This window comes from Halomonas sp. SIMBA_159, from assembly GCF_046536035.1.
In the GTDB taxonomy this organism is placed as follows: Bacteria; Pseudomonadota; Gammaproteobacteria; order Pseudomonadales; family Halomonadaceae; genus Vreelandella; species Vreelandella venusta_A.
In genome coordinates this window covers 1-258 of the sequence record NZ_JAWJBT010000956.1, presented here as the reverse complement: position 1 = coordinate 258, position 258 = coordinate 1, and the positions used below count along the sequence as shown (strand labels likewise).

The window sequence follows — 258 nt, the reverse complement described above, 5'->3', positions numbered from 1 at the left end:
GGCGGATGACATGGGATGACCGTCAACTGACGGGTGTAGCCCCATCACCTGTGGGTGATAAAAACAAGCAAGAAGGAGCGCGTCAGCTCGTCATGTGCGTGCGATTCCAAACGACCGAACATAACAAAAGAGGGGACGACTGATGGCTGCGGAAAAGTCCCAGAACGTCCAGGATGTTTTCCTTAACCACATCCGCAAGCAAAAGGTTCCAGTGACGATATTCCTGGTCAACGGCGTGAAGCTGCAGGGAATCGTGAC

1 protein-coding gene is annotated in these 258 nt (G+C 53.1%); it reads left to right on the top strand.

Annotated features, from left to right (window positions below; all coding sequences use genetic code 11):
* Positions 1 to 142 precede the first annotated feature (142 nt).
* Positions 143 to 258: RNA chaperone Hfq (locus R0J87_RS22085; RefSeq protein ID WP_498888990.1), on the top strand; the 116-nt coding region annotated here is incomplete at its 3' end.